The organism is Mesorhizobium sp. WSM4871, from assembly GCF_055811295.1.
In genome coordinates this window covers 336642-361020 of sequence record NZ_JBVVPU010000005.1, presented here as the reverse complement: position 1 = coordinate 361020, position 24379 = coordinate 336642, and the positions used below count along the sequence as shown (strand labels likewise).

Below are 24379 nucleotides of genomic sequence, written 5' to 3'. Positions count from 1 at the left end.
TACCTCACTTCTTCTCCATCACGCATTGCAGCGGATGCTGATTCTGTCGGGCGAAATCCATGACCTGAGACACTTTGGTCTCGGCCACCTCGAATGTATAGACCCCGCACTCGCCCACTCCATGATTGTGAACATGAAGCATGATGCGTGTGGCGGCTTCACGGTCCTTCTGGAAAAAACGCTCCAGCACGTGGACCACGAATTCCATGGGTGTGTAGTCGTCGTTGAGGATGAGGACCCGGTAAAGGCTGGGCTTCTTGGTCTTGGTTTTGGTGCGCGTAATGACGGCCGTGCCGCGACCGGCCTCATTGCCGCCGCTGCCGTTTTGCATACGCGCCACGTCTCTCGTGGCAGTCAAACCGATCGTCACGTAGTCCTGCCTTTTTCGAATCCCCATGCGAGTTCGACATGTAGGTGTTCGATGGACGATTTTAAGCCCTTCTGTTTAGCTGACAATATGGCTAGGTGGCCAAACTTGACGGATTTTCGCAATCGTGAAGCCGGCAGAGCCCCTGATTTGAAATTGCCATGAAAAAACCCGGCCGCGCTTCCGCGACCGGGTCTGTCTTACAGGCTCGGGGCCGTCTTCACATCATACGGACAAACTACTTCGCCTTTGCGACGATCGATTCGAACGGCTTGTAGGCTTCCTTGGCGAGTTCGGCGTAGAGATCGCCGATCTTTGTCGCCTCGGTGACGAAGGATTCGTAGGACTGCTTGGCGTAGTCGGACTGGATTTCGATCGCCTTGTCCAGCGACTTGGCCGAGAAAAGTTTCTCGACCGCGGCGCTGCCGGCTTCGAAGCTCTTCTTGGTGTATTCGCCCGCTTCGGTGGCAATGGCCTGCGCGCCCTTGGAAAGGGACGCAAAGCTCTTCAAGCCGGTGTCGGCAAACTCTTTGCCGTATTTGCTGAAATCTTCATAGGTCTGGGCCATTTCACGCATTCCCTTTGATGACGGCCTTTGATGGCCGTCCCGAACTGGGCGCCTATCCGGCCACGTTGTGCAATGCACGTGAATATATTGTGCGCTGCACAAAAGTCAAGGTTTAGCCAAAATCAGTAACCCCCGCCACGCCGGCAGCGGCTAAGATTCGAATAAAGAGAAGCTCAATCCCGAAGAAAATGGTGAACGCGGCGGTTACCATAAACGGATTGGTAACGCTGACCGCGGTAGCGTGGCTGGAAGTGAGGCAGGGACCCTTTGCCGCCTCCAGGGCAACAAAAAACTCAAAGGAATTATCGGTGCGTCAGGCGTTGTCGGGCATTCTTTCCAAATCCGCGTCCTCTTTGAAAACGATCGTGATCCTCGCTTTGGCGATGACATTTGTCGTTGCCGAGGCCGCTTCGTCGCAGGCGGCCAGGTCGGCCGCTATCGTTATCGACGCCAAGACCGGCAAGGTGCTTTATTCCTCGGATGCCGACGGCCGGCGCTACCCCGCCTCGCTCACCAAGATGATGACGCTTTACCTGACCTTCGAGGCCATGGCGAAGGGCAAGATCGCCAAGAATTCGCGAGTCGTTTTCTCGGCACGTGCCGCAGCCGAACCGCCGACGAAACTCGGCGTCCGGCCCGGCGGGGTGGTCACGGTCGAGACCGCGATCCTGTCGATGGTGACCAAGTCGGCAAACGACTCGGCAACGGCGCTTGGCGAACTCCTCGGCGGCAATGAAGCCAATTTCGCCCGTATGATGACCGCCAAGGCCCGGGCGCTGGGCATGAAGTCGACCGTTTTCCGCAATGCCAACGGCTTACCGGACCCCGGTCAGTTCACGACCGCGCGCGACATGGCGATGCTCGGCATCGCGCTAAGGGAGCATTTTCCCCAGTATTACGGCTATTTCTCGCAGCGCTCTTTCCTGTACGGCCGCAAGCGCATTAACGGCCACAACCGGCTGCTCGGCCGCATCAAGGGCGTCGACGGCATCAAGACGGGCTACACGCGGGCCTCCGGTTTCAATCTTGTCTCCTCGGTTTCCGATGGCGATCGCCGCATCGTAGCGGTGGTCATGGGCGGGAAATCGGGCGGCAGCCGTGACAACCAGATGGCCGGTTTGATCAACGCCTACATGCCGAAGGCGTCGTCGCGCGGCAGCGGCGCGCTGATCGCCAAGGCTGGTGGCGGCAATCCGATCACGGCACTGGCCAAGGTGTTTTTGCCCAAGCACGACGCCCCGACGCCGGACGAAAAGCCGGACAATGATGCCGTTGCCGCTCTCGTTGAGGAAAACGCGCCCGTCGTCGATGAGACCACTCCCGTCGTCCAGACCAGAAAGGTCAAGACCGTGGCCGTGGCCACAGCGGACGATGTGGCGACGGCCCGGGTTGCGGCGGCCTATGGCGACACGGAGGCGGTCGATCCCGTCAATACCGCATCGGTGCCCTCGGGCTGGGCAATACAGGTCGCTTCTTCGCCAAAACGGTCCGAAGCCCAGGCTTTCCTCGACAAGACGACGAAGCAGGCCCCCTCGGTCCTCGCCGACGCGTCCGGTTTCACCGTCGCTTTCGACAAGGATGGCGTCACCTACTACCGCGCCAGGTTTGGCGGCTTCGGTTCGAAGAACGCCGCCTGGAAAGCCTGCAGCGCCCTGAAGAAAAAGAAGATCGAGTGCTACGCCGTCCAGCAATAGGCGGTGTGGAAGAACGCCTCCCGGGAAATTCTGCGTCGAAGGAGACTAGTTGTGATTGGAGAGCAAGACATCCTTGGCTTCGTTGATCCGCGCCGCAAGGAAAGACGTGCCACCGATATCGGGGTGCAGGCGCTGCATCAGGCGGCGGTGCGCCTTGCGGACATCCGCCGCGGCGGCCCCCGCTTCAAGACCAAGGATCTTGTAGGCCTCCTCCTTAGTCATGGCGCCCGCACCTGGCGCAACACCCAGCCCGTCGCCACCATTCGCCTCAGCGTCTTTGCGCCAGACGGGAAATCTGCTGTCAAGATACGTCTCTAGCAATTGGCGGCTCTCCGGGTCGCCGGGAAGTTCGAGGTAAAGCTGCTGCAACTCGGCAAGCGCCATGGCGCCGAGCATCTTGCCTTCATGGCGGCCGGCCAGCACGAGGCCTTCCAGGCTGCCGGTATCGTGATCGAGTTCCATTTCGAGTGCGGCGGTGCGCACTGTCGAGTGTTTGCCCGGCGACAACTTCGTTGGCGGCCGTTTCATTCGCATGGAGCCGTACCAGGCGAGCGCCGCCGACAGGATCAAACCGCCAATGCCTTGACGTCCGACCAGAAGCACGGCAACCCCGACCAGCGCCAGCAGGACAGGCCCAACCGTCCTCATCCCGCTTGCGAGTTTCGCCGGGTCGGCGCGCAGGAAGATCATAGCCGCGCCGAGAAGCACCAAAAGCAATGCTACCAATGCGATAATCGCACCCATTATTTCCTGCCGCCCCGCAGATGCTCGATCATCAGCCGGTCTTCCGGCCTGCCCCTGGCTTCCAGTGCCGTCAGCCCTCCGGTCGCAAACACGGCGACCGCCGAAAGCAGGCTGGCCAAGGTCGCGGCGGCCCGCCGATCAAATCGGAACCATGCCCCTTTGGACAGCCGCGTGATCTCCTTGAAGGCATTTTCTGCGCCGGAATCATGACCCTCCTGAAAGACGAAGACGGGAACGCCATGCAGGCCGAGGCTGCCGGCTTTGGCGGCAAGATCGTCGACATTTTCTTCCATGGCGTCGCCGATATAGACCAGCGCATTGACCTTTGAGGCCGCCGTCTGTTTCAGCGCATGGGCAAGCACCTTGCCGATCTGGGTATGGCCGCTACGGCATTCTATCCGCGTCATCAGTTGCTTCAGCGCGTCCGTATTGGTCACGAACGCGGATGAACGACACTCGCCCAGACCGCGAAAATAGACCAATTGAACCTTGAGCGCCCCGGCCCTGCCGACGGCGTCGAACATCTCGCCCTGGAGCGCACAGGCGAGATCCCAGGTGGGCTGGCGGCTCATTGTGGCGTCTAGGGAAAGGATCAACCTGCCCGAACCAGTCGCGGACGCGGCAAGCGTCCTCGCTTGGCGGACAAAGGCGTCGATTTCGCCGGTGCTCGATTGAGGCTTGACCGGTGCAGGATCGGCCCTTGCGGGCACGGGTTGCTTCTTGTCGCTCATGCGATTCAAGATGTGGCGTTGCCGCACCGCTTGCAAGTCCAACATGATGAGACTTGGAGGGCCAGCAATCAAGACCATCGGCCCCGGACCTGGCGCATTCGCCTCAGAGCAGGCCGAGGTCGGCAAGCTCGCGCCTGAGTTTCGGCGGTATCTCGAAGAGCCCGGCCATGCCCTTGCCAAGATCGGCCGGCGCATCGGAAGGCTTCAGGTAGCGCCAGCCCTGAAAGGCACGACGCGGCTGCCAGTCGGTGCGCACGACGACAGGATCGAGGACGAGATGGCAGCGACCAATCCCCTCGCCATCGGTGAAGGGCCGGATTTCGGTGATCAGCTGGCGGCACTGGACATTGCCTTTGACCACCCAATAAAGAGACCCACCATCGGTGACTTCGGCGCCACGCGTCGGCACCATCCGGGTGGTGTGGTAGTGCTCAGCAGGTTCGCCGGCGCGCCTTTTTTCCTCGAGACGGAAGGCGATCCACTCTTCGAGATCCTCTACGCTGTCGCAGCCGACACAGAGCTTTATGAGATTGAGAGACATGGATTAAGGTTTAGTCCGGCACGCGAAGCCGTCAACGGCCTGGTCGACTTTCTCCACAGTGCCAGGTTTTTGGCTCAGCACTCCACGACGTTGACGGCAAGACCGCCAAGACTGGTCTCCTTGTATTTCTCGTTCATGTCGAGGCCGGTCTGGCGCATGGTCTCGATTGCCGCGTCGAGAGGCACGAAATGAACGCCGTCGCCCTTGATCGCCAGGGACGCGGCGGTCACTGCCTTGACGGCGCCCAGCGCATTGCGCTCGATGCACGGCACCTGCACCAGCCCGCCGACCGGATCGCAGGTCATGCCGAGATGATGTTCCAACGCGATCTCGGCCGCGTTCTCGACCTGCTCGGGCGTGCCGCCCATGACGGCGCACAGACCCGCCGCCGCCATTGCCGAGGCTGAACCGACCTCGCCCTGGCAGCCTACTTCAGCGCCCGAGATCGAGGCGTTGGTCTTGATGATGCCGCCGACCGCCGCAGCTGTCAGCAGGAAATCGCGGATGCTCGGCTGATCGGCCTCGGGGTGGAAATGCAGCCAGTAGCGCAGCACCGCGGGCAGCGTTCCGGCAGCGCCATTGGTCGGCGCGGTGACGACGCGCCCGCCGGCGGCGTTCTCCTCGTTGACTGCCATGGCGTAGATCGACAGCCAGTCATTGGCGAGCAAGGGATTGGGCCGGTTCTGCTGCCACTGCTCCTGCAGCTTGTCATGCAATTGCCGCGCTCGACGGCGCACCTTGAGCCCGCCCGGCATGATACCGTCCTGCGACAGGCCACGATCGATACAACCCTTCATGGCGCTCCAGATGCCGTCCAGACCAGCGTCGAGCTCTTCGCGCGACATCTGCGTTTCCTCGTTGACACGCTTCATGTCGGCGATGGAAAGGCCGTTTTTCGCCGCCATGGACAGCATCTCGACCGCGTTCTTGAATGGGTAGGGAACCTTCTTGCCTTCCGTCGTCACCGAGCCCTTGGCCTTCATCCGCTGCAGCTCTTCCTCGGAAACCACGAAGCCGCCGCCGATCGAATAATAAATGCGCCTGAGCAGCAGCCGGCCGTCGGGATCATAGGCCGAGAAGGCCATGCCGTTGGCGTGGCCGGTGAGCGGCGTCTTGCGGTCCAGCACTAGATCCGTGTCCGGGTCAAAGCGATAGGATGGATGACCGGGCGGCGAAATCCGCTTCTCGGCGGCGATGCCAGCGACAATGCCGTCGGCCTGGTCGGGATCGACGGTCTGCGGTGTCTCACCGGCAAGGCCAAGCACCACCGCGCGGTCGGATCCATGGCCGATACCGGTGTAGGCGAGCGAGCCATGCAGGCTTGCGGCGATGCGATCGACCCTGGCGCCGGCCGGCCGCGGCCAGTCGTCTCCCGCGACTTCATCGAGAAACCGCCGCGCCGCGGTCATCGGCCCCATCGTGTGCGAGCTCGATGGTCCGATGCCGATCTTGAACAGGTCGAAAACCGAAAGGAACACGCGGCGCTGTCTCCGTGATCAATCCACATATAGGAATTCTCATGATGTTTCCGCTCTTTTGAAAATCGCGGCGCAGCGCCTGCCGACCTTGTTTGCTCCGCCAGCGACATGACTGAAATCGATCATCGAAGCGACGGCTCTGCTTGTGATAAAAGAAAGCGCATGGGCGATTCCTTCCATCTGTCGACGGCCGATCTCGCAGCACTGGCCTTCTTCCTCATCGCATGGGTGCTGCACACGCTCGCCGCCGACGGAAGGCTGGTCAGCCGCGTGTCGCTGACGATGGCGATGAACGCCCAGCGCGAAGCCTGGATGCGGACCATGGCCGAGCGCGAGATCCGCATCGTCGACACCGCCATCATGAGCGGGCTACAGCAAGGGACCGCCTTTTTCGCTTCAAGCTCGCTGATTGCGCTGGGCGGCTGTTTTGCCTTGCTTGGCGCTTCCGACCAGGTCGTTTCGGTGCTGAGCGACTTGCCGCTGGGCGATGCACCGTCGCGCGCGGCCTTCCAGATAAAGGTATTCGGGCTGGTGCTGATCCTGGCCTTTGCCTTCTTCAAATTCGGTTGGGCCTACCGGCTGTTCAACTATTGCTCGATCCTGATTGGCGCCGTGCCGATCCCGCATGGCGAGGCTTCGCGCAACCCGGTGACCGAAACGGCGGTCTGGCGGGCGGCGCGCATGAACATGCTGGCTGGAAAGCATTTCAATTCCGGCCTGCGCGGCGTGTTCTTCTCGATCGGTTATCTCGGCTGGTTCGTCGACCCGATGGTGTTCGTGCTGTCGACGCTGCTGCTTCTGGCTGTGCTGGTCCGCCGCCAGTTCTTTTCCGCCGCGCGGCAGGCGGTGATCGGTCAGCCGCCTGGCCCGTCAGCCGGTCCGGGGAAAAGCCGATCGATGCGGCCCGACAGCCAATAAGCCATCAGCCCGATCCATTCACGGACCGCGGTGGTGGTGACCTCCAGCCCGTTGTAGGGGGGGAATGTGCCGATGCTTTCCGTGCCGGAGGTCATGTAGTCGACCGGCCACGGAACGGTCGGAAAGCCTGCCTTGTCGAACAGCGCCGTGGCGCGCGGCATATGGAAGGCCGAAGTCACCAGCAGCCAGGTCTCGCCGGGTTTCGGTGCGACCAGTTGCCTGGTAAAGACCGCATTCTCATAGGTGTTGCGGGATTTGTTCTCGAGGATCAGCCGATCGGCTGTCACGCCAAGCGCCGTGAGCAGGCGCGGCCCGGAGTCTGCATCGCCCTCACCTTTGATTACCATTTCAACGGTACCACCGGAGATGGCGATCTTCGCTGTCGGAAAACGCCGCGCCAGCACGGCCGCCTGAACGATCCGGTCGCCGGCGCCGTTAATTTCATAGCCGCCACGCACGGCATTGATGGCACTCTCCAAACCGCCGCCCAGCACGATGATACCGTCGACCCTTTCTGGCAGCGGTGGCCTGGGGAAGCGGTCCTCCAGCGGACTGATCATTATCGCGCCGAGTTCCGTCCATGTCGAAAGCGCAAGAATGAGAACGGCAAGGACGCTGCCGGCGGTCGCCAATCCTCGCCGGCCGAACATCGCCGCCACCAGCCCCGCCAGCAGCAGGAAGATCGCAAAATTCAACGGCTGGACAAAGAACCAGAGAAATTTGGAAAGATAGAAGAACATCCTTCACCCCCACCGCATCGGCCCGAAAATCGGTATCGATTTTCGGAAAGCCCGGTGCTTAGACCAAACGTGTCAGAGCGTATTTTGTGCGTCCAGATGGTCGCTCCAATGCATGCCGCCCAAAAGCGCGTAGCGGTTCTGGGGGCAACGACCTGCATAGACCGGGGCTAAAGCGCACCGCATCATTCAAACGCGATGCCTAAAGGACTACCACCACTTTTCCGGCTGAAACGTGCCGGCCGCCTGTTCGATGACATGGGCGGTCTGGAACAAGGTTTCCTCGTCGAAAGGACGGCCGATCAGCTGCAGGCCGAGCGGCAGGCCCTTGGCGTCGAGGCCGGCCGGCACGGTGATGCCCGGCAGCCCGGCCATGTTCACCGTCACGGTGAAGATGTCGTTGAGGTACATCTTGACCGGGTCGGCGGCCATGTCCTCGTCGGCGATGCCAAAAGCCGCCGACGGCGTCGCCGGTGTCAAGATGACGTCAATTCCTGCGGCGAACACATTCTCGAAATCCCGCTTGATGAGGTTTCTCACCTTCTGCGCCTGCAGATAATAGGCATCGTAATAGCCGGCCGACAGAACATAGGTGCCGATCATAATGCGGCGCTTGACCTCGCGGCCGAAGCCGGCGGCCCGGGTCTTCTCATACATGTCGACAATGTCCTTGCCGGGCACGCGCAGGCCGTAGCGGACGCCGTCATAGCGGGCGAGGTTCGACGAGGCTTCGGCAGGCGCCACGATATAATAGGCCGGCAAGGCATATTTCGTGTGCGGCAAGGAAATGTCGACGATCTCGGCGCCGGCATCCCTGAGCCAGGCAATACCCTTCTGCCACAGCGCCTCGATCTCTTCGGGCATGCCGTCGACACGATATTCCCGGGGGATGCCGACCTTCATGCCTTTGACCGGACGGCCGATCGCCGCCTCGTAGTCTGGCACCGGCCTGTCGACCGAGGTGGTGTCCTTCGGATCGACCGAGGCCATGGATTTTAGCAGGATCGCGGCGTCGCGCACGTCGCGGGCGATCGGCCCGGCCTGGTCGAGCGACGACGCGAACGCGACGATGCCCCAGCGCGAGCAGCGGCCATAGGTCGGTTTGATGCCGACCGTGCCGGTGAAGGCGGCGGGCTGGCGGATCGAGCCGCCGGTGTCGGTGGCGGTGGCGCCCGCGCACAGGAACGCCGAGACGGCCGAGGCCGAACCGCCGGACGAACCGCCCGGCACGAGCTGGGCATTGTCCAGCGTGCGCGCGGTCCTGGTGCCGCCGGCCGAGACGAAACCGCCGTCGCCCTGATGCGTGGTCGGCATCACCACCGTGTCGAGGCGCGAACGCCGCCACGGATTGACGACCGGACCATAGTAGGACGTCTCATTGGATGAGCCCATGGCGAACTCGTCCATGTTGAGCTTGCCCAGCATGACGGCGCCGTCGGCCCACAGATTGGCGGTGACGGTCGATTCGTAGCGCGGCTTGAACCCGTCCAGCACGTGGCTGCAGGCCTGGGTATGAATGCCCTCGGTGCCGAACAGGTCCTTGATCCCGAGCGGTATGCCTTCGAGCGAACCGCCCTCGCCCTTGGCCAGTTTCGCGTCCGATACCTTGGCCATGCCGCGCGCCTTGTCGTCGGTGACGGCGACATAGGCGTTGAGCGCCGGATTGGCCCGCTCGATCGCCGAGAGATAGGCGTCGGTGATCTCGGTTGCGGTGATTTCCTTGGCGCGCAGCTTGGCGCGGGCCTGCGAAATCGTGAGTTGCGTCAGGTCGCTCATCGGGCAAGGCTCTTTTCGTAAAACACCGACCACTCGGTATCAGGGTAATCCAGAACCGGGCCGCAGCGCGAGAAACCGGCGCGTTCGTAGACAGTCCAGGCGGCCGGATGGCGGTCGCCGGTCTCCAGCACCAGACGCTCCAGCCCTTCGCTGCGCGCCAGCGCCTCGACCCGCTCGACGATTTTCGCGCCGATCTTCCGGCCGCGATGCGAGGGACGCGTATACATGCGCTTGACTTCGCCAATGACGCCATCGTGGCGTTTGAGCGCGCCACAGCCTATTGCCAAGCCGTTGTCGCGGGCGATGAAGACAGTCGTATTCTCGTCGGCCATCTGCTCGACGGTCATGTGGTAGCAATGCTCCGGCGGCGTCAGCTCGAGAAGCGTGGTGTTGAGCTCGTCGATCAGCCCCCGCACATCGTCCTGCAATGGCGTCTCGATGGCGATCTCGATTGCCATCGGCCGCTACTCCACGACCTTCGGAACGAGGAAGAAATTCTCTTCGGTCGCCGGCGCATTGGCAACGATGTCGGCCGCCTTGTTGCCGTCGGTGACGACATCCTTACGCTTCTTCATCTCCATCGGGATGACCGACGTCATCGGCTCGACGCCGGAAACGTCGACCTCGTTCAATTGCTCGACAAAACCGAGGATGGCGTTCAACTCTCCGGTCATGCGCTCGGCATCCTCCTCGCTCACCGCAATGCGGGCGAGACGCGCGACGCGCTTCACAGTCTTGACATCAACGGACATATTTGTCGCCTCGGGAAAACCAGGTCGCGCTATAGCGGCGTGGCGCGTGCCGCGCAACATGCATCATGCCGGCAACGCGGCCGGAAGCGTCTATGGCAGCGCCACGCCGTCGCAGAGGAAATAGCTGCCGCTGTTGCCGCTTGCCTCGCTCTCATCGTCGACGGGCCGGACGGAAACCAGGTCGATCTGCTTCGGATTCATTTGCGTGACCGACAAAACGTCCGGAAAGAGATAGCCCGGCTCCTGGCAGATGGCGGTCACCGCCCAGCTCGGTGAACGAGTCGCCTTGGTGATCTCAAGGAATTCGCAATTGTATTCGATGCTTTCCAGGCCGCGGGACGACAGCACGATGTTGCCGGCCTCGATCACCGTCTGCAGCGTATCCTTCCTGGCTTGGGCACAAAGCTCCTCGGATTGGAGATAGACACCTTCGATGAAGTCCTCCGCGGCGGGCGCAGGCGATGCCGCGACCAGCATCGAAATGCAAAGAGAGCTCCTCAAAGCCATGTTTTCATTCCGTTTTGGTACCTTCTACCCGATATCTTCTACAAGGTAATCGTCTCGCCGATCTTCGGCAATGCCACTTTCACATCCGATCCGTCCATTCCCGCCACGAATTTTTCTGCGGTCTGGTCGATGATCGGAAACGTGCCGAAGTGACTGGGGATGACCGTATCGAAATCGAAGAAGCGCCGGCAGGCAAGGGCCGCCACCGCGCCGCCCATGGTGAAGCGGTCGCCGATCGGCACGATGCCGATCTTCGGCTCGTGCAATTCGTTGATCAGCGCCATGTCGGAGAAAATGTCGGTGTCGCCCATATGGTAGAGCGTCTTGTCCTCCGGAAAATGCAGCACAAGCCCGCCCGGATTGCCGAGATAGGTGTTCTGGCCATTGTCGCCCGGGAACGACGAGGAATGCAGTGCCTGGACGAAGGTGGTGGTGAAGCCGCCGCAATCGACAGTGCCGCCGATATTGCCGGGGTTGATGTTCTTGTCGCTGGCGCCCTTGCCGACCAGGTACATGCAGATTTCGAAATTGGCGACCAGCATGGCGCCACTTTTCCCGAGCACTTCCAGCGCCCCGCTGACGTGATCGCTGTGGCCGTGCGTCAACAACACATGCGTGACCCCTTCCGCGGGCCTTTCCCAACCACCGGTCCAGGACGGATTGCCGATCAGATAGGGGTCGATGAGAATTTTCGCGTCCGCGGTCTCGATGCGGAATGCGGAATGTCCGTACCAGGTGAGTTTCATCAATGCTTTCCTCGATTTTTGCTTCGGTAAAGGATAGAACGCCGACGGCAAAGTTAAAGTGCCGCTGCGTCCTCTGCGCGTACAGGACGCACCGCGCCATGGTCAAAAGGAAAGCGGTTGAGCGTCATCACGATCGAGGAGTTGCCGGCTCAGCTCGGCGGTGGCAAGACGCTGGCCGGGCTCGATCTCGGCGACAAGACGATCGGCGTGGCGGTTTCCGACCGGGGTTTTTCCTTCGCCCATCCGCGCCCCGTGATCATGCGCCGCAAGTTCTCGCTCGATGCCGCCACGCTGCTGGCCTTGCTGCAAAAGGAGAATGCCGGGGCCGTGGTGCTTGGACTGCCGGTCAATATGGACGGATCGGAAGGGCCGCGGGCTCAGAAATCCCGTGCCTTCGTCCGCAATATGGCTGGCCTGACAGACCTGCCTTTCGTTTTCTGGGACGAGCGGCTGTCGACGGTGGCGGCCGAGCGGACATTGATCGAGATGGATTTTTCGCGCCGCAAACGCGCCGGCAAGATCGATTCGGCCGCTGCGGCCTTTATTTTGCAGGGCGTTCTCGACCGGCTTCAGACGCTCGGCGTCGATGCCTGGTCGAAATAGCGCTCGCGCATTGTTCGGATCCAGCTGCCGATCGCCCGGCGCCGGCGAAACGCCCAAAACGCCATCAAGAGCAGCCCGTCGAAGACGCAGGCCTTCGCCACCATGCCGGGAATGATGGCCGGATCGACGCCCAGCATCTGCCCGTAGAGCCCGAAGACGAAATCATGCAATTGCCGGCTGAGCATCACATAGCCGAAATTGATGTCGTTGAGCGAAAGGAAGAACCAGCCCCAGAACAGGACCAGCGGAGCAGCCCAGAGTGCGAACAAATAGCGCATCAGCGGCCATCCCTCGGTTTGGTTTCCGATCGTCCGGAAATGCGCGACAGCAAGGAACTGTGCGCCGCGTCCTTGGCCATCAGATGCGCGGCGGCCCGGATATCGGCTCTGGCCGGAACCGCCACGGCGATGGCCGAGCGCCGCTCCGCAAGCATGGCGACATAAGAAGCCAGAAGTGCGGCCAATTGCACGGCGACGGCCATGAACAGCCCGTCGATGCCTTGCGCGGCACCGCCGACCAATATCAACGACAACACGGCGGAAGCCGAGATGAAGGCGGTGCGCACGACGCTGTCGACGGCTTGCGGATCTGGCGGGCCGCTGATCAGGGTCTCGACGAAGGCCCAGCAAAACAGCACCGCAACGACAAGCAATGCAACGGCAAGCGGCGCCACGACGACGGCGTTTTCGAGATCGCCGAAATGGGCATTCTGAATGGCGACGCCCAACACGCCGAGCGCCGCCGCAACGCCGCGATTTCCGTCAATGCAGATGAACGCCAGCAGGGCGAAAGCTACTGCCCAGTGCAAGGCCAGAAAGGAGGTCAATATGTACCGCATGGCGTTCCCGCTTTGGTAAACAGGACAGTGGGCTTTGCGGCCCGCCGCCGCAATGGAAACCATTTGTTAAGGTTAACGGCTATCCACAGGGCGTGACAGGGGCGAAATTCCCCGTCAAAACCCTCTCAGTTGACCGGCGGATAGAGCGTGTCGATGATCATGCGGGCATCGTGGCGCGAATCGAGCATGCCGTAGGTGTTGCGCCACTGGCCGGCTAGTCGCGTCTCGACGAAAGCATCGGCTATCCGCCCTGCTCCCAGCCGCCGCAGTTCCGCCGCCGCCGCCGACAGCGCCAGTTGCTCGGTCAGCAGCCGCGCCGAGCCCTCATCCGTGGCCGCCACCTGCATCGCTGCCTTGAGCACGCCAATGGTGCCACGCCCGCCGGCTCCGAGATCGCGGTCGATGCCGCTCAGCACTTCGTCGAACAGGCCGGGCGCCCGGCCGAGCACGCGCAGCACGTCGAGCGCCATCACGTTGCCGGAACCCTCCCAGATCGCGTTGACCGGCGCCTCGCGGTAATAACGGGCAAGCGGCGCCTCCTCGACATAGCCATTGCCGCCCAGGCATTCCATCGCCTCGTAAAGCAGCGGCGGCGCGATCTTGCAGACCCAGTATTTGACGACCGGGGTCATGGCGCGGGCGAAAGCCGCCTCGCCACGGTCGCTGGCCGCCTCGTCGAAGGAACGCGCCAGCCGAAACGACAGCGCGGTGGCGGCGGCGACGTCGAGCGCCATGTCGGCCAGAACGCGCTGCATCAGCTGCTGCTCGATCAAATTGGCGCCGAACACCTGGCGGTGACGTGTGTGGTGGACGGCCTCGGCCAGCCCTGCCCGCATGATCGCCGAGGAGGCGAGGGCGCAGTCGAGCCTGGTCAGCGTCACCATGTCCATGATCGTCTTTACGCCAGCGCCGGGCTCGCCGACCATTTCACCGATGGCGTTGACGAATTCCACTTCGGACGACGCATTGGAGCGGTTGCCGAGCTTGTCCTTCAGCCGCTGGAAGCGGAACCCGTTGCCTGATCCATCACCGAGAATGCGCGGCACGAGGAAACACGAAAGCCCCTCCGGCGCCTGGCCGAGCACCAGGAAAGCATCCGACATCGGCGCCGACATGAACCATTTGTGGCCGGTGAGCCGATAGAACCCGCTGCCGGCGCGCTCGGCCCTGGTGGTGTTGGCGCGCACATCCGTGCCGCCCTGCTTCTCGGTCATGCCCATGCCGAGCGTCAGCCCGGTCTTTTCGACCGGCGGCTTCTGGCTCTGGTCGTATTTGCGCGTCGTCACCCTGGGCGCCCATTCGCGAAACAGCTTCGGGCTGGCCATCAGCGCCGCCAGCGATGCGCTGGTCATGGTGATGGGACAGAGATGCCCGGTTTCGAGCTCGGCCGTCAGGTAAAATCGGGCGGCGCGCACCTGATGGCGGCGCCCGACTTCGGCATCGCCATTTTCCCAGACCGAGGAGTGCAGGCCGTTGGCCACCGACCGGCGCATCAGCGCATGGTAGGCCGGGTGGAACTCGACCTGATCGATACGCCGGCCCTGCCGGTCATGGGTCCTGAGCTTCGGCGTCTCGACATTGGCAAGACGGGCCAATTCCTGCGCCTCCTGCGTCAGCACGAAACGGCCAAGCCCGTCGAGATCCTTGCGCACCGGATCGGAAAAGCGCTCGGCAAGCTGGATCAGCAACGGATCGCCTCGCCACGCATTGCCGCCCGTCAGCGGCGGCGGCTGGTTGATCACGTCGTCGGTCACGAACTGTCCCTGTTGTCTGAAGGCTAAGAAGTTGTCCGAACGCTACGAATCCGAAGCCGTTGGCGGTTATAGCCCAAGCGTTGCTGCGCGCGCGACGAAAAACCGGGGAGAAAGGCCGCAATCCAAAGCTGGTACTTGCGGCTGCAAAATCTGAGCCCTATAGCAGCGCCTTGAGATGACCGACGCTTCGTCCCCCTACCCTCACCGCCATCTTCTGGGCATCCGCGATCTTTCCCCCGCCGACATCGAGCTTCTGCTCGACCGGGCCGATCGAGCGGTGGCGATCTCCCGGCAGCCGGAGAAGAAGACTTCGACGCTGCGCGGCCGCACCCAGATCAACCTTTTCTACGAAGCCTCGACCCGCACGCAATCCTCGTTCGAACTGGCCGGAAAGCGGCTCGGCGCCGATGTTATGAACATGTCGGTGGCGAGCTCCTCGGTGAAAAAGGGCGAGACGCTGATCGATACGGCGATGACGCTGAACGCCATGCGCCCCGACATACTGATCATCCGCCACCAGTCGGCGGGAGCCGCCGCACTTCTGGCGCAGAAGGTTGGCTGTTCGGTGGTCAATGCCGGCGACGGCTCCCATGAGCACCCGACGCAGGCGCTGCTCGACGCGCTGACCATCCGCCGCGCCAAGGGGCCGCTGTCGAAGCTGATCGTGGCGATCTGCGGCGATATCCTGCATTCGCGCGTGGCGCGCTCCAACATCATGCTGCTCAACGCGCTCGGCGCCCAGGTCCGCGTCGTCGCCCCTTCGACGCTTCTGCCCGCCGGCATCGAGAAAATGGGCGTGATCGTCACAAGCTCGATGGCCGAGGGGCTTAAAGGTGCCGACGTGGTGATGATGCTGCGCCTGCAGCGCGAGCGCATGGAGGGTGCTTTCGTGCCTTCGGTGCGCGAATATTTCCGCTATTTCGGCCTTGATGCCGAGAAGCTGAAGGCCGCCAAGGACGACGCGCTGGTGATGCATCCAGGCCCGATGAACCGCGGCGTCGAGATCGCTTCGGAAATCGCCGACGGTCCGCAGAGCGTCATCCAGGAACAGGTCGAGATGGGCGTCGCCGTGCGCATGGCGGTCATGGAAGCGCTGCTTGATCCCCGTCGTAACCAAGAGGGGAGAAACCAAGAGGGCCGCGGCGCATGAGCACCACGGTCTTCAACAAGGTTCGCATCATCGATCCGTCGCGCGGCATCGACGAGGTCGGCGCGGTTATCGTCGAAGGCCGTAAGATCGCCGCCGCCGGCAAAGCAGCGCTCAACCAGGGTGCTCCTGAAGGCGCCACGATCATCGATGGCGCCGGCAAGGCGGTTGTCCCCGGCCTGGTCGACGCACGCGTCTTCATCGGCGAACCTGGTGGCGAACACCGCGAGACCATTGCCTCGGCCAGCGTGGCGGCGGCAGCCGGCGGCGTAACCTCGCTCGTCATGATGCCCGATACCGACCCGGTGATCGACAATGTCGCGCTGGTCGAGTTCGTGCTACGCACCGCCAAGGATACGGCCAGCGTCAACATCTTTCCGGCGGCGGCAATCACCAAGGGCCTCGAAGGCCGCGAGATGACCGAGTTCGGCCTGCTCCTCGAGGCCGGCGCGGTCGCCTTCACCGACGGTCGCCACACCATACCAAGCGCGCTGGTGATGCGCCGCGCGCTGACCTATGCGCGCGATTTCGGTGGCATCATCGCCCATGAAACCCAGGATGCCGACCTCGCCTCGTCAGGCGTGATGAATGAAGGCCTCTATGCAAGCTGGCTCGGCCTTGCCGGGATTCCGCGCGAGGCCGAAGCCATCCCGCTGGAGCGCGACCTTGCGCTGGCGCGACTGACCGGCGGCGCCTATCACGCGGCCAAGATCTCGACTGCGATGGCGGCGGCAGCGGTCACGCGGGCCAAGGCCGATGGCGCCAATGTCACGGCAGGCGTGTCGATCCACAATCTGTCGCTCAACGAGAACGATGTCGGGGAGTACCGCACCTTTTTCCGGCTGACGCCACCGCTACGTGCCGAGGAAGACCGGCTGGCGATGATCGAGGCGGTCAAGGACGGCACCATCGACATCATCGTCTCCTCGCACGACCCGCAGGACGTCGACACCAAGCGCCTGCCCTTCGCCGATGCGGCGGCCGGCGCCATCGGGCTGGAAACGCTGCTGGGGGCGGCACTACGGCTCTATCACAATGGCGACGTGCCGCTGCTCAGGCTGGTCGAGCTGCTATCCACCGCCCCGGCAAGGCTCTTTGGCCTGCCCGGCGGAACGCTGAAGCCGGGCGCGTTGGCCGATCTCGCGCTGGTCGATCTGGACGAGCCATGGATCGTCAGCGAAGACGGCATTCGCTCGCGCTCGAAGAACACCTGTTTCGAAGGCGCGCGGCTGCAAGGCAAGGTCTTGCAAACGCTGGTAGCGGGACGCACAGTGTTTTCGGCCTAGCCGGCTGCGACGCATCGCTCCGCAATCCACTCGGCTTGGGAAACACGTGGGGAACAATGGCTTACGGTCCGGTCTTGGCAATTGTCTTCGGCTATCTGCTCGGCTCGATTCCGTTCGGGCTGCTGATCACCCGTGCCGCCGGCCTTGGCGATGTGCGCAAGATCGGCTCCGGCAATATCGGCGCCACCAACGTGCTTAGGACCGGCAACAAGGGGCTCGCCGCCGTGACGCTGCTGCTCGACGCGCTGAAGGGTACTGCAGCGGTGCTGATCGCCGGCCGTTTTGCTCCGGAGCTTGGGCTTTGGGCCGGACTTGGCGCTTTCCTAGGCCATCTCTTTCCGGCTTGGCTAGGCTTCAAGGGCGGCAAGGGCGTGGCTACCTATCTCGGCGTGCTGATTGCCCTTGCCTGGCAGGTGGCGCTGATCTTCGCCGTCGTCTGGCTGGCGGTTGCGTTCCTGGCCCGCTACTCCTCGCTGGCGGCGCTCACGGCTGCGATCATCGTACCGATCGCGCTCTATTTCCTCAGCACACCGCAGATTGCCGGGCTGTTCGCGTTGATGAGCCTGGTCGTCATCATAAAACACCGGGCGAACATCGAGCGGCTGCTGGCCGGCACCGAGGGCAAGATCGGGGCCAAGGGATGAGCCAGCGTTCCGCCGGGCCGCGCCTCAGCGACCGGCAGCGGCTGAGCTGGCTTCGCTTGATACGAACGCCGAATGTCGGCCCAGCGACCTTTCGCGATCTGATCAACCGCTTCGGCTCAGCCGAAGCGGCATTGGAGATCCTGCCCGAACTGATGATTTCGGGCGGCGCCAGCCGCATCGCCCGCATCCCGTCCGTCGCCGAGGCCGAAGCCGAACTGGACGCCGCCCGTCGGGCCGGCGCCCGCTTCGTCGGCATCGGCGAGGCCGACTACCCGCCGCTGCTAAAGAGCATGGATCATCCGCCGCCGCTGCTCGCCGTGAAGGGCGAAGGGGCGGTGTTCCGCTTGCCGGCAGTGGCCATCGTCGGCGCTCGTAACGCCTCGCTGGCCGGTATCAAGATGGCGCGGACGCTCGCCGCGGAACTCGGCCGCGACGGCTATGGCATCGTCTCCGGCCTGGCGCGCGGCATCGACACCGCGGCACACCAGGGCAGCCTTGCGACCGGCACGATCGGTGTGCTGGCCGGCGGCCTCGATATGCCCTACCCGCCCGAGAATACCGGCCTGTGCGACGAGATTGCCGAGCGCGGCGCCATCATATCGGAAATGCCGTTTGGCTGGCAGCCACGCGCCCAGGATTTTCCGCGCCGCAACCGCCTTGTCGCCGGCGCCGCCCTGGGACTGGTCGTGGTCGAGGCCGCGCAACGTTCGGGCTCGCTGATCAGCGCCAGGCTTGCCGGCGAGATGGGCCGGCTGGTCTTCGCCGTCCCCGGCTCACCGCTCGATCCGCGCGCCGCCGGCACCAACGGCCTGCTCAAGGACGGCGCCACCCTCGTCACCGAGGCCTCGGACATTTCCAGCGCGATCGCACCGCTGGTCGGCACGCAGATGCCCGGGGCGCCGCTTGAGGAGCCGCCCGATTTCTCGGTGACACCGCCGCCCGGCGAGGACGACCGCGCCCGCGTCATCGAGGCGCTCGGCCCGACGCCGGTGGCGGTGGACGAGATCATTCGTCACACCGGCCTGCATCCAGCCCAGGTTTTCATGGTGCTGCTGGAACTCGACCTCGCCGGCCGGCTGGAACGGCATGCAGGCGGGAACGTGTCGCTGATCTGATCGAGATCTCCCCGGCACACCAGTCTTGTGAAAACGCTCGCCGATGCATCTCGATTGGCTCTTGCCGCAAACCACTCCGCTCGGGCCCGCGTCAAACCGATAAGGCAAATACCAGCGTAATCTGCCGGCACATCCACGGTCGTGTCAAAGACGGCCCATGTGCTGGTCGGCTCTTGAACGGGCAAAAATCTCATAAAAGCACCTGCTAATATATGCCCTTGAACTTAGGGCACCGGGCTTTGTTCCTGCATCGCTCAAACGAAGGAGAATTTCCCCCAGGCGCGGCCCGATGCGTTGACCTGGGCCGAGCGCCTGTCGGCGCCATCGGCCTGGCCCCCGCTGGCGGGAGCTCGGTGCAATTGCTGTTGCTCTTGTCGGGAAAGGAATGGCCGGCGCCACTTGGGGGGCGTTGGGGTAGGTTGCCTGATGGGCGCCGGCCGAGCGGAACCAGGTCCGCCGCCTGCGTATAGAAGCCAAGTTCGCGAGACTTGTTATGGTGTGATCGCGGAAGACCCAATTCCGAGCATGTGTCCGGAACCGACCCTGTTTTTGTTGGTGAGCGCGATGGGGCTCGAACCCATGACCTACTGATTAAAAGTCAGTTGCTCTACCGGCTGAGCTACGCGCTCCCGCGGGCCCAGATATGCCGCCCTCGAAATTGCGCGGAACATAGGGAGAGTGCCGCAACGGGTCAACCGGAAAAAGACAAAGCGAAAGCCGGGATTTCTCGCGGTGCCGCAGCGCCTCATGCCACCGAGCCGGCAGGCGCTTAACAGTATTCAACAGGCGGGCGAAAGGCTGGCCATAAGCGCAGCGGCCAGGCGAGAGAAACATTATAAATCAGCGCATTGCTATATTTCGAGGAACAATTGTACGCCTTGTCCGTTTTCTCGCCACAAGGGACGTCAACCACCCTTCAAGGAGAAAGATCATGAACAGGATCATGTCGGGTCTGCTGGCGACCACTCTCTCGCTTTCGTTTGCTGCCGCGGAGATCGTGCCGGTCAACGCGCAACCGACCTATGTGCCGCTGAACCAGGGGCTTTCGTCAAACGTCCAGACCGTCCAGTATGAGCCGTGGCGGAAGCGGAGTTTCAACCGCAATTTCTCCCGCCGTGACTTCTCGCGCCGCAGCTTTGCCCGTAACGACGGCAGGTACTGGCGCGGCCATCGCGGTTCGCGCGAATGGCGTCGCGGCTATCGCCGTCACGGCGACTACTGGTTCCCGCTGGCTGCCTTCGCGACCGGCGCGCTGATCACCGGCGCGATCGTCAACAATCAGAACCGCGTCTATCGGGGCGACGCCCACGTGCAGTGGTGCTATGACCGCTACCGGTCCTATCGTGCATCGGACAATACTTTCCAGCCTTATAACGGTCCGCGCCAGCAGTGCTATTCGCCCTACTGAGGACGGTCAATCAGTTACAGGTAGTAGAGAGCCCGTGCCTCCATTGGCACGGGCTCTGTTCTGGTATCTCGGCAAGGGCGCATTGCTAAAGGAAGTCCGGATCAGCTAGCCCAGTTAATGCTCTTGATAGTCAGGTAAAGGCCTCCGCCTTCACCACGCGGAGAACGATAGGCGCCAAGGGCGTCGCAAATTCGAACCACCGCCCCGGTCAAATCCCAACCGAGCGCTTCCAGGTCATTGTCCGTATCGATCACATAAGACTGGGCCAGCTCATCGATTTTGTTCGCTTCTCCGAAGGAACGAACCAGCTTTGCATCGCTGAGAAGATCGCCAGGCAGGTTTGAATTTGCCCAAGCCCAAAGCCAGTTCCTGGCCTTCGCGCTGGTGGAGCCCGCAATCTGGATTTCGGCAATGACCTTGACGACCCCTTCCTCGGAGAAAAGGAGCCTTCCGGTCGTCAGGTCGTAGTCATAGCGCGGCCAACCGCCAAGGCCGAAATCTTTCTGCAAGCGGTCGTTCTTGGCATTCAGTTGTTCAAAAGCTTCTTCCCGCCAAGCGGCATACGAGCCCGGATCGATTGCGCCTCGTTCCAGCACGATGTGCCCCCAACCGCCCGACCTATTGTTCGCTAAGAGTCCTGCGCACAGCGTCGCGCCAACCCGCCAGCTTGGCGGAACGTATTGAAGCATCCATATCCGGCTTGAAGCGCCGGTCAAGCGCCCAGCTCCTGGCGAACTCCTTTGCCTTCGGCCACACACCTGCCTTCGAGCCGGCCAGCCATGCCGCGCCAAGCGCCGTCGTCTCGAGAATGGTCGGACGGTCGACCGGCGCGTCGAGAATGTCGGCCAGCCGCTGCATGGTCCAGTCGGAGGCCACCATGCCGCCGTCGACGCGAAGCACGGTCCTGGCCGAGGCGCCCTTCCAGTCCTTGCGCATGGCGTCGAGCAGATCGCGGGTCTGGAAAGCGACTGATTCGAGCGCGGCGCGGGCAAATTCCGCCGGCCCTGAATTGCGCGTCAGCCCGAAGATGGCGCCGCGCGCATCGGCGTCCCAATGCGGCGCGCCGAGCCCGACAAAGGCCGGCACCAGATAGACATCTTGCGTCGGATCGGCTGACGCCGCCAGGACACCGCTCTGCGCGGCCTTGCCGATCACCTTGATGCCGTCGCGCAGCCACTGCACGGCAGCACCCGCGATGAAGATCGAGCCTTCCAGCGCATAGGTGGTCTTGCCGTTCAGCCGATAGGCGATGGTCGTCAAAAGCCGGTTCTTCGAGCGCACCAGATCGCCGCCGGTGTTGAGCAGCGCAAAACAGCCGGTGCCATAGGTGGATTTCATCATGCCCGGCTCGAAACAGGCCTGGCCAATGGTCGCCGCATGCTGGTCGCCCGCCACGCCGAGAATTCTAATCTCCGCACCAAACAGACTTTTCTCTGTGATTCCATAATCATCGGCGCAATCCCTGACGTCAGGCAGCATCGCGGCCGGGATACGCAGGATGGAAAGCAGTTCGTCGTCCCAGGCATTCTTCTCGATGTTGTAGACCAGCGTGCGCGAGGCGTTGGTGGCGTCGGTGGCGTGAACCTTGCCGCCGGTCAGCCGCCAGATCAGGAAACTGTCGATGGTGCCGGCCAGCAACTCGCCCCTCTCGGCGCGTCTTCTGGCGCCCTTCACCTTGTCCAGCATCCAGGCAATCTTGGTGCCCGAGAAATAAGGATCGAGCAGCAGCCCGGTCTTTCCCGTGAATGTCTTCTCCAGCCCCTGCTTCTTGAGCTTCCGGCACAGCGGCGCGGTGCGCCGGTCCTGCCAGACGATCGCGTTGTGGATCGGCTTGCCGGTCGCCCTCTCCCATATGACGACGGTCTCGCGCTGGTTGGTGATGCCGATGGCGGCGACATCGGAAGCCTCGCGGCCAGCATTCTTGAGCGCGGCCTTAACCGTCGCGACGACGCTTCCCCAGATTTCCTCCGGGTCGTGCTCGACCCAGCCGGAGGCCGGATAATGCTGGGTGAATTCCTGCTGCCCGCTACCTGCAATTTTCATCTTGTCGTCGAACAGGATCGCCCGGCTCGATGTCGTGCCCTGATCGATCGCCAGGATGTATCCGCTCATAATCTCTCCCTCGGCGTATGCCCAACAGGGCGCACGGCATAGCAATTGTCCATACAAACAGGGGAGACGGCAACATGCCGCCTCCCCCGATTATAGCGATGCGGGCGCGAAGACCCGCATCAACAGTCTTACTTCTGCCAGCTCTTCACCAGCTCGTCGTAGTTGATGGTGATCGGCTTGTCCTTCTCCGGCTCGATCTTGAGCTGCGGCGCGAGATTGCCGTTCTTGACCGCGTCGGCATTCCAGTAAGCGAGGTCATGCTCTTCGGCCATCTTCGGGCCGATGTCGCCCTGGATGCCGGCGCGCTCGAGACGCTCAAGCACCTTTTCCTGCTCGGCGCAGAGCGAATCCATCGCCTCCTGCGCCGTCTTGGCGCCCGACGAGGCATCGCCGATGGCCTGCCACCAAAGCTGTGCCAGCTTCGGATAGTCAGGAACATTGGTACCCGTCGGCGACCATTGGACGCGGGCTGGCGAGCGGTAGAACTCGATCAGGCCACCGAGCTTCGGAGCGCGGTCCGTGAAGCTCTTGTGCTGGATCGTGCTCTCGCGGATCAGCGTCAGGCCGACATGGCTTTTCTTCACGTCGACGGTCTTCGAGGTGACGAACTGCGCGTAGAGCCAAGCTGCCTTGGCGCGGTCGTCAGGCGTCGACTTGAGAAGCGTCCAGGAGCCGACGTCCTGGTAGCCGAGCTTCATGCCGTCCTTCCAGTAGACGCCATGCGGCGACGGAGCAAAGCGCCATTTCGGCGTGCCGTCCGCGTTCACGACGGGAAGGCCGTCCTTCACCATGTCGGCGGTGAAGGCCGTGTACATGAACATCTGCTGGGCAATTTCGCCCTGAGCCGGGACCGGGCCGGATTCAGAGAAGGTCATGCCCTGGGCCGCGGCCGGAGCGTAAGCCTTCAGCCAGTCGAGATATTTCTGGATCGAGTAGACGGCGGCCGGGCCGTTGGTGTCGCCGCCGCGCGCGACGCACGAGCCGACCGGCTGCGACTTCTCGTTGACCTTGATGCCCCACTCGTCGACCGGAAGGCCATTCGGCAGCCCCTTGTCGCCATTGCCGGCCATCGACAGCCAGGCGTCGGTGAACCGCCAGCCAAGCGACGGATCCTTCTTGCCATAGTCCATATGGCCATAGACCTTCTTGCCGTCGATCTCGCGGCCGGTGAAGAATTCGGCGATGTCCTCATAGGCCGACCAGTTGACCGGCACGCCGAGGTCGTAGCCGTATTTCGCCTTGAAGTCGGCCTTGTTCTTCTCGTCGTTGAACCAGTCGTAGCGGAACCAGTAGAGGTTCGCGAACTGCTGGTCGGGCAACTGGTAAAGATCGCCGTCCGGAGCCGTCGTGAACTTGGTGCCGATAAAATCGGCGAGGTCGAGGTTCGGATTGGTGACGTCCTTGCCCTCGTTCGCCATCCAGTCGGTCAGGCTGCGCGCCTGCTGGTAGCGCCAATGGGTGCCGATCAGATCGGAGTCGTTGACATAGGCGTCATAGACGTTTTCGCCCGACTGCATCTGCGTCTGCAGCTTTTCGACGACATCGCCTTCGCCGATCAGGTCATGGGTGATCTTGATGCCCGTTATGTCGGCGAACGCCTTGGCCAGCGTCTTCGATTCATACTCGTGCGTCGTGATCGTTTCCGAAACGACCTTGATGTCCATGCCCGCAAACGGTTTTGCGGCATCGATGAACCACTGCATCTCGGCCTCCTGGGCGGCGCGATCGAGGGTCGACATGTCGCCGATCTCAGCGTCGAGGAATGCCTTGGCTTCGTCCATTCCGGCATAAGCGTTGCCTGCCCCGAACAACAGGACAAGCGCAGTCGTTGATGTCAAAAATTGCCGTCTCATTTCGTTTCCTCCACTGTTTCAGTTTCAAGTGCGATCGGAGCAGCCGCCGGCACGCGGCCG

26 protein-coding genes and 1 tRNA gene are annotated in these 24379 nt (G+C 62.7%); 8 read left to right on the top strand and 19 right to left on the bottom strand.

From position 1 onward, the window contains the following. Positions 1 to 4: 4 nt before the first annotated feature. The gene (clpS, locus tag AC0L2H_RS13515; protein ID WP_167434233.1) at positions 5 to 331 is read right to left on the bottom strand and encodes an ATP-dependent Clp protease adapter ClpS; all 327 of its coding nucleotides are present in this window, start codon (positions 329 to 331) and stop codon (positions 5 to 7) included. Positions 332 to 605: 274 nt separating this feature from the next. After that, entirely contained in the window at positions 606 to 935 is a 330-nt protein-coding gene (locus AC0L2H_RS13510; protein WP_473590678.1) for a phasin family protein, read from the bottom strand. A 308-nt stretch (positions 936 to 1243) separates the two neighbouring features. Between AC0L2H_RS13510 and AC0L2H_RS13505 the strand changes: the two genes are divergently transcribed. Continuing rightward, positions 1244 to 2629 (top strand): SPOR domain-containing protein, encoded by a 1386-nt coding sequence (locus tag AC0L2H_RS13505; protein WP_473590677.1) that lies wholly within the window; start codon positions 1244 to 1246, stop codon positions 2627 to 2629. A gap of 45 nt (positions 2630 to 2674) precedes the next feature. Here AC0L2H_RS13505 and AC0L2H_RS13500 read toward each other — a convergent pair whose 3' ends face one another. From AC0L2H_RS13500 to AC0L2H_RS13485, 4 genes are all read right to left on the bottom strand, one after another. After that, on the bottom strand, positions 2675 to 3373 hold the full coding sequence (locus tag AC0L2H_RS13500; protein WP_473590676.1) for a DnaJ domain-containing protein: 699 nt from the start codon (positions 3371 to 3373) through the stop codon (positions 2675 to 2677). Continuing rightward, positions 3373 to 4104: a VWA domain-containing protein gene (locus AC0L2H_RS13495; RefSeq protein ID WP_473590675.1), complete on the bottom strand. Its 732-nt coding sequence runs from the start codon at positions 4102 to 4104 to the stop codon at positions 3373 to 3375. Before AC0L2H_RS13495 ends, AC0L2H_RS13500 begins: the two co-directional genes overlap by 1 nt. Positions 4105 to 4207: 103 nt before the next feature. Further along, positions 4208 to 4645: a DUF1489 family protein gene (locus AC0L2H_RS13490; protein ID WP_473590674.1), complete on the bottom strand. Its 438-nt coding sequence runs from the start codon at positions 4643 to 4645 to the stop codon at positions 4208 to 4210. Between the two features lie 74 nt (positions 4646 to 4719). After that, positions 4720 to 6123: an L-serine ammonia-lyase gene (locus AC0L2H_RS13485; protein ID WP_473590673.1), complete on the bottom strand. Its 1404-nt coding sequence runs from the start codon at positions 6121 to 6123 to the stop codon at positions 4720 to 4722. Positions 6124 to 6285: 162 nt separating this feature from the next. Here AC0L2H_RS13485 and AC0L2H_RS13480 point away from each other — a divergent pair, with 162 nt between their 5' ends. Next, positions 6286 to 7041 (top strand): DUF599 domain-containing protein, encoded by a 756-nt coding sequence (locus tag AC0L2H_RS13480; protein WP_473590672.1) that lies wholly within the window; start codon positions 6286 to 6288, stop codon positions 7039 to 7041. Here AC0L2H_RS13480 and AC0L2H_RS13475 read toward each other — a convergent pair. From AC0L2H_RS13475 to AC0L2H_RS13450, 6 genes are all read right to left on the bottom strand, one after another. Further along, complete coding sequence (locus AC0L2H_RS13475) at positions 6978 to 7781, bottom strand: YdcF family protein (RefSeq protein WP_473590671.1); 804 nt, start codon at positions 7779 to 7781, stop codon at positions 6978 to 6980. The genes AC0L2H_RS13480 and AC0L2H_RS13475 overlap by 64 nt on opposite strands. 207 nt (positions 7782 to 7988) lie before the next feature. Then, positions 7989 to 9554, bottom strand: a complete 1566-nt coding sequence (locus tag AC0L2H_RS13470; RefSeq protein ID WP_473590670.1) for an amidase family protein — start codon at positions 9552 to 9554, stop codon at positions 7989 to 7991. Next, the gene (locus AC0L2H_RS13465; RefSeq protein WP_473590669.1) at positions 9551 to 10012 is read right to left on the bottom strand and encodes a GNAT family N-acetyltransferase; all 462 of its coding nucleotides are present in this window, start codon (positions 10010 to 10012) and stop codon (positions 9551 to 9553) included. The genes AC0L2H_RS13470 and AC0L2H_RS13465 overlap by 4 nt, the downstream gene beginning before the upstream one ends. 6 nt (positions 10013 to 10018) lie before the next feature. Next, positions 10019 to 10306, bottom strand: coding sequence for an Asp-tRNA(Asn)/Glu-tRNA(Gln) amidotransferase subunit GatC (gene gatC / locus AC0L2H_RS13460; RefSeq protein WP_473590668.1), 288 nt, complete (start codon positions 10304 to 10306; stop codon positions 10019 to 10021). 90 nt (positions 10307 to 10396) lie between these two features. Next, on the bottom strand, positions 10397 to 10813 hold the full coding sequence (locus AC0L2H_RS13455) for a hypothetical protein (protein WP_107647660.1): 417 nt from the start codon (positions 10811 to 10813) through the stop codon (positions 10397 to 10399). Between the two features lie 38 nt (positions 10814 to 10851). Then, positions 10852 to 11559, bottom strand: a complete 708-nt coding sequence (locus tag AC0L2H_RS13450) for a metal-dependent hydrolase (RefSeq protein ID WP_473590667.1) — start codon at positions 11557 to 11559, stop codon at positions 10852 to 10854. A 117-nt stretch (positions 11560 to 11676) separates the two neighbouring features. Between AC0L2H_RS13450 and ruvX the strand changes: the two genes are divergently transcribed. Next, on the top strand, positions 11677 to 12162 hold the full coding sequence (gene ruvX, locus AC0L2H_RS13445; RefSeq protein WP_473590666.1) for a Holliday junction resolvase RuvX: 486 nt from the start codon (positions 11677 to 11679) through the stop codon (positions 12160 to 12162). On the opposite strand, the gene AC0L2H_RS13440 is transcribed toward ruvX, so the two are convergent. From AC0L2H_RS13440 to AC0L2H_RS13430, 3 genes are all read right to left on the bottom strand, one after another. Continuing rightward, a complete protein-coding gene (locus tag AC0L2H_RS13440) occupies positions 12129 to 12440 on the bottom strand; it encodes a DUF6105 family protein (RefSeq protein WP_473590665.1) in 312 nt (103 codons plus the stop codon). The genes ruvX and AC0L2H_RS13440 overlap by 34 nt on opposite strands. After that, positions 12440 to 13000, bottom strand: coding sequence for a hypothetical protein (locus AC0L2H_RS13435; RefSeq protein ID WP_473590664.1), 561 nt, complete (start codon positions 12998 to 13000; stop codon positions 12440 to 12442). Before AC0L2H_RS13435 ends, AC0L2H_RS13440 begins: the two co-directional genes overlap by 1 nt. A gap of 125 nt (positions 13001 to 13125) precedes the next feature. Then, positions 13126 to 14754: a DNA alkylation response protein gene (locus AC0L2H_RS13430; RefSeq protein WP_473590663.1), complete on the bottom strand. Its 1629-nt coding sequence runs from the start codon at positions 14752 to 14754 to the stop codon at positions 13126 to 13128. A 175-nt stretch (positions 14755 to 14929) separates the two neighbouring features. On the opposite strand from AC0L2H_RS13430, the gene AC0L2H_RS13425 reads away from it, so the two are divergent. The 4 genes from AC0L2H_RS13425 to dprA are packed head-to-tail and all read left to right on the top strand — an operon-like array spanning position 14930 to position 18946. After that, positions 14930 to 15904, top strand: coding sequence for an aspartate carbamoyltransferase catalytic subunit (locus AC0L2H_RS13425; protein WP_473590662.1), 975 nt, complete (start codon positions 14930 to 14932; stop codon positions 15902 to 15904). Next, positions 15901 to 17187 carry a dihydroorotase gene (locus AC0L2H_RS13420; protein ID WP_473590661.1) on the top strand — a complete coding sequence of 429 codons (1287 nt, stop codon included), beginning with the start codon at positions 15901 to 15903 and terminating at the stop codon, positions 17185 to 17187. Before AC0L2H_RS13425 ends, AC0L2H_RS13420 begins: the two co-directional genes overlap by 4 nt. A 56-nt stretch (positions 17188 to 17243) precedes the next feature. Further along, complete coding sequence (gene plsY / locus AC0L2H_RS13415; RefSeq protein ID WP_473590660.1) at positions 17244 to 17831, top strand: glycerol-3-phosphate 1-O-acyltransferase PlsY; 588 nt, start codon at positions 17244 to 17246, stop codon at positions 17829 to 17831. Next, positions 17828 to 18946 carry a DNA-processing protein DprA gene (gene dprA / locus AC0L2H_RS13410; RefSeq protein WP_473590659.1) on the top strand — a complete coding sequence of 373 codons (1119 nt, stop codon included), beginning with the start codon at positions 17828 to 17830 and terminating at the stop codon, positions 18944 to 18946. The genes plsY and dprA overlap by 4 nt, the downstream gene beginning before the upstream one ends. Before the next feature lie 553 nt (positions 18947 to 19499). Here dprA and AC0L2H_RS13405 read toward each other — a convergent pair. Continuing rightward, positions 19500 to 19575, bottom strand: a tRNA-Lys gene (locus tag AC0L2H_RS13405). Between the two features lie 302 nt (positions 19576 to 19877). On the opposite strand from AC0L2H_RS13405, the gene AC0L2H_RS13400 reads away from it, so the two are divergent. After that, positions 19878 to 20354, top strand: coding sequence for a BA14K family protein (locus AC0L2H_RS13400; protein ID WP_473590658.1), 477 nt, complete (start codon positions 19878 to 19880; stop codon positions 20352 to 20354). Between the two features lie 101 nt (positions 20355 to 20455). Here AC0L2H_RS13400 and AC0L2H_RS13395 read toward each other — a convergent pair whose 3' ends face one another. The 3 genes from AC0L2H_RS13395 to AC0L2H_RS13385 all read right to left on the bottom strand — a co-directional run bounded on the left by AC0L2H_RS13395 (position 20456) and on the right by AC0L2H_RS13385 (position 24319). Continuing rightward, positions 20456 to 20950, bottom strand: a complete 495-nt coding sequence (locus tag AC0L2H_RS13395; RefSeq protein ID WP_473590657.1) for a DUF6882 domain-containing protein — start codon at positions 20948 to 20950, stop codon at positions 20456 to 20458. 22 nt (positions 20951 to 20972) lie between these two features. After that, positions 20973 to 22466: a glycerol kinase GlpK gene (gene glpK, locus AC0L2H_RS13390; protein ID WP_473590656.1), complete on the bottom strand. Its 1494-nt coding sequence runs from the start codon at positions 22464 to 22466 to the stop codon at positions 20973 to 20975. 128 nt (positions 22467 to 22594) lie between these two features. Then, a complete protein-coding gene (locus AC0L2H_RS13385) occupies positions 22595 to 24319 on the bottom strand; it encodes an ABC transporter substrate-binding protein (RefSeq protein ID WP_473590655.1) in 1725 nt (574 codons plus the stop codon). Between the last annotated feature and the right edge of the window lie 60 nt (positions 24320 to 24379).

Coding starts and splice junctions, on each gene's coding strand:
- clpS (WP_167434233.1), bottom strand. CDS start 331: ATGCAAAACGGCAGCGGCGGCAATGAGGCCGGTCGCGGCACGGCCGTC.
- AC0L2H_RS13510 (WP_473590678.1), bottom strand. CDS start 935: ATGGCCCAGACCTATGAAGATTTCAGCAAATACGGCAAAGAGTTTGCC.
- AC0L2H_RS13500 (WP_473590676.1), bottom strand. CDS start 3,373: ATGGGTGCGATTATCGCATTGGTAGCATTGCTTTTGGTGCTTCTCGGC.
- AC0L2H_RS13495 (WP_473590675.1), bottom strand. CDS start 4,104: ATGAGCGACAAGAAGCAACCCGTGCCCGCAAGGGCCGATCCTGCACCG.
- AC0L2H_RS13490 (WP_473590674.1), bottom strand. CDS start 4,645: ATGTCTCTCAATCTCATAAAGCTCTGTGTCGGCTGCGACAGCGTAGAG.
- AC0L2H_RS13480 (WP_473590672.1), top strand. CDS start 6,286: ATGGGCGATTCCTTCCATCTGTCGACGGCCGATCTCGCAGCACTGGCC.
- AC0L2H_RS13475 (WP_473590671.1), bottom strand. CDS start 7,781: ATGTTCTTCTATCTTTCCAAATTTCTCTGGTTCTTTGTCCAGCCGTTG.
- AC0L2H_RS13470 (WP_473590670.1), bottom strand. CDS start 9,554: ATGAGCGACCTGACGCAACTCACGATTTCGCAGGCCCGCGCCAAGCTG.
- AC0L2H_RS13465 (WP_473590669.1), bottom strand. CDS start 10,012: ATGGCAATCGAGATCGCCATCGAGACGCCATTGCAGGACGATGTGCGG.
- gatC (WP_473590668.1), bottom strand. CDS start 10,306: ATGTCCGTTGATGTCAAGACTGTGAAGCGCGTCGCGCGTCTCGCCCGC.
- AC0L2H_RS13455 (WP_107647660.1), bottom strand. CDS start 10,813: ATGGCTTTGAGGAGCTCTCTTTGCATTTCGATGCTGGTCGCGGCATCG.
- AC0L2H_RS13450 (WP_473590667.1), bottom strand. CDS start 11,559: ATGAAACTCACCTGGTACGGACATTCCGCATTCCGCATCGAGACCGCG.
- AC0L2H_RS13440 (WP_473590665.1), bottom strand. CDS start 12,440: ATGCGCTATTTGTTCGCACTCTGGGCTGCTCCGCTGGTCCTGTTCTGG.
- AC0L2H_RS13435 (WP_473590664.1), bottom strand. CDS start 13,000: ATGCGGTACATATTGACCTCCTTTCTGGCCTTGCACTGGGCAGTAGCT.
- AC0L2H_RS13425 (WP_473590662.1), top strand. CDS start 14,930: ATGACCGACGCTTCGTCCCCCTACCCTCACCGCCATCTTCTGGGCATC.
- AC0L2H_RS13420 (WP_473590661.1), top strand. CDS start 15,901: ATGAGCACCACGGTCTTCAACAAGGTTCGCATCATCGATCCGTCGCGC.
- plsY (WP_473590660.1), top strand. CDS start 17,244: ATGGCTTACGGTCCGGTCTTGGCAATTGTCTTCGGCTATCTGCTCGGC.
- dprA (WP_473590659.1), top strand. CDS start 17,828: ATGAGCCAGCGTTCCGCCGGGCCGCGCCTCAGCGACCGGCAGCGGCTG.
- AC0L2H_RS13400 (WP_473590658.1), top strand. CDS start 19,878: ATGAACAGGATCATGTCGGGTCTGCTGGCGACCACTCTCTCGCTTTCG.
- glpK (WP_473590656.1), bottom strand. CDS start 22,466: ATGAGCGGATACATCCTGGCGATCGATCAGGGCACGACATCGAGCCGG.
- AC0L2H_RS13385 (WP_473590655.1), bottom strand. CDS start 24,319: ATGAGACGGCAATTTTTGACATCAACGACTGCGCTTGTCCTGTTGTTC.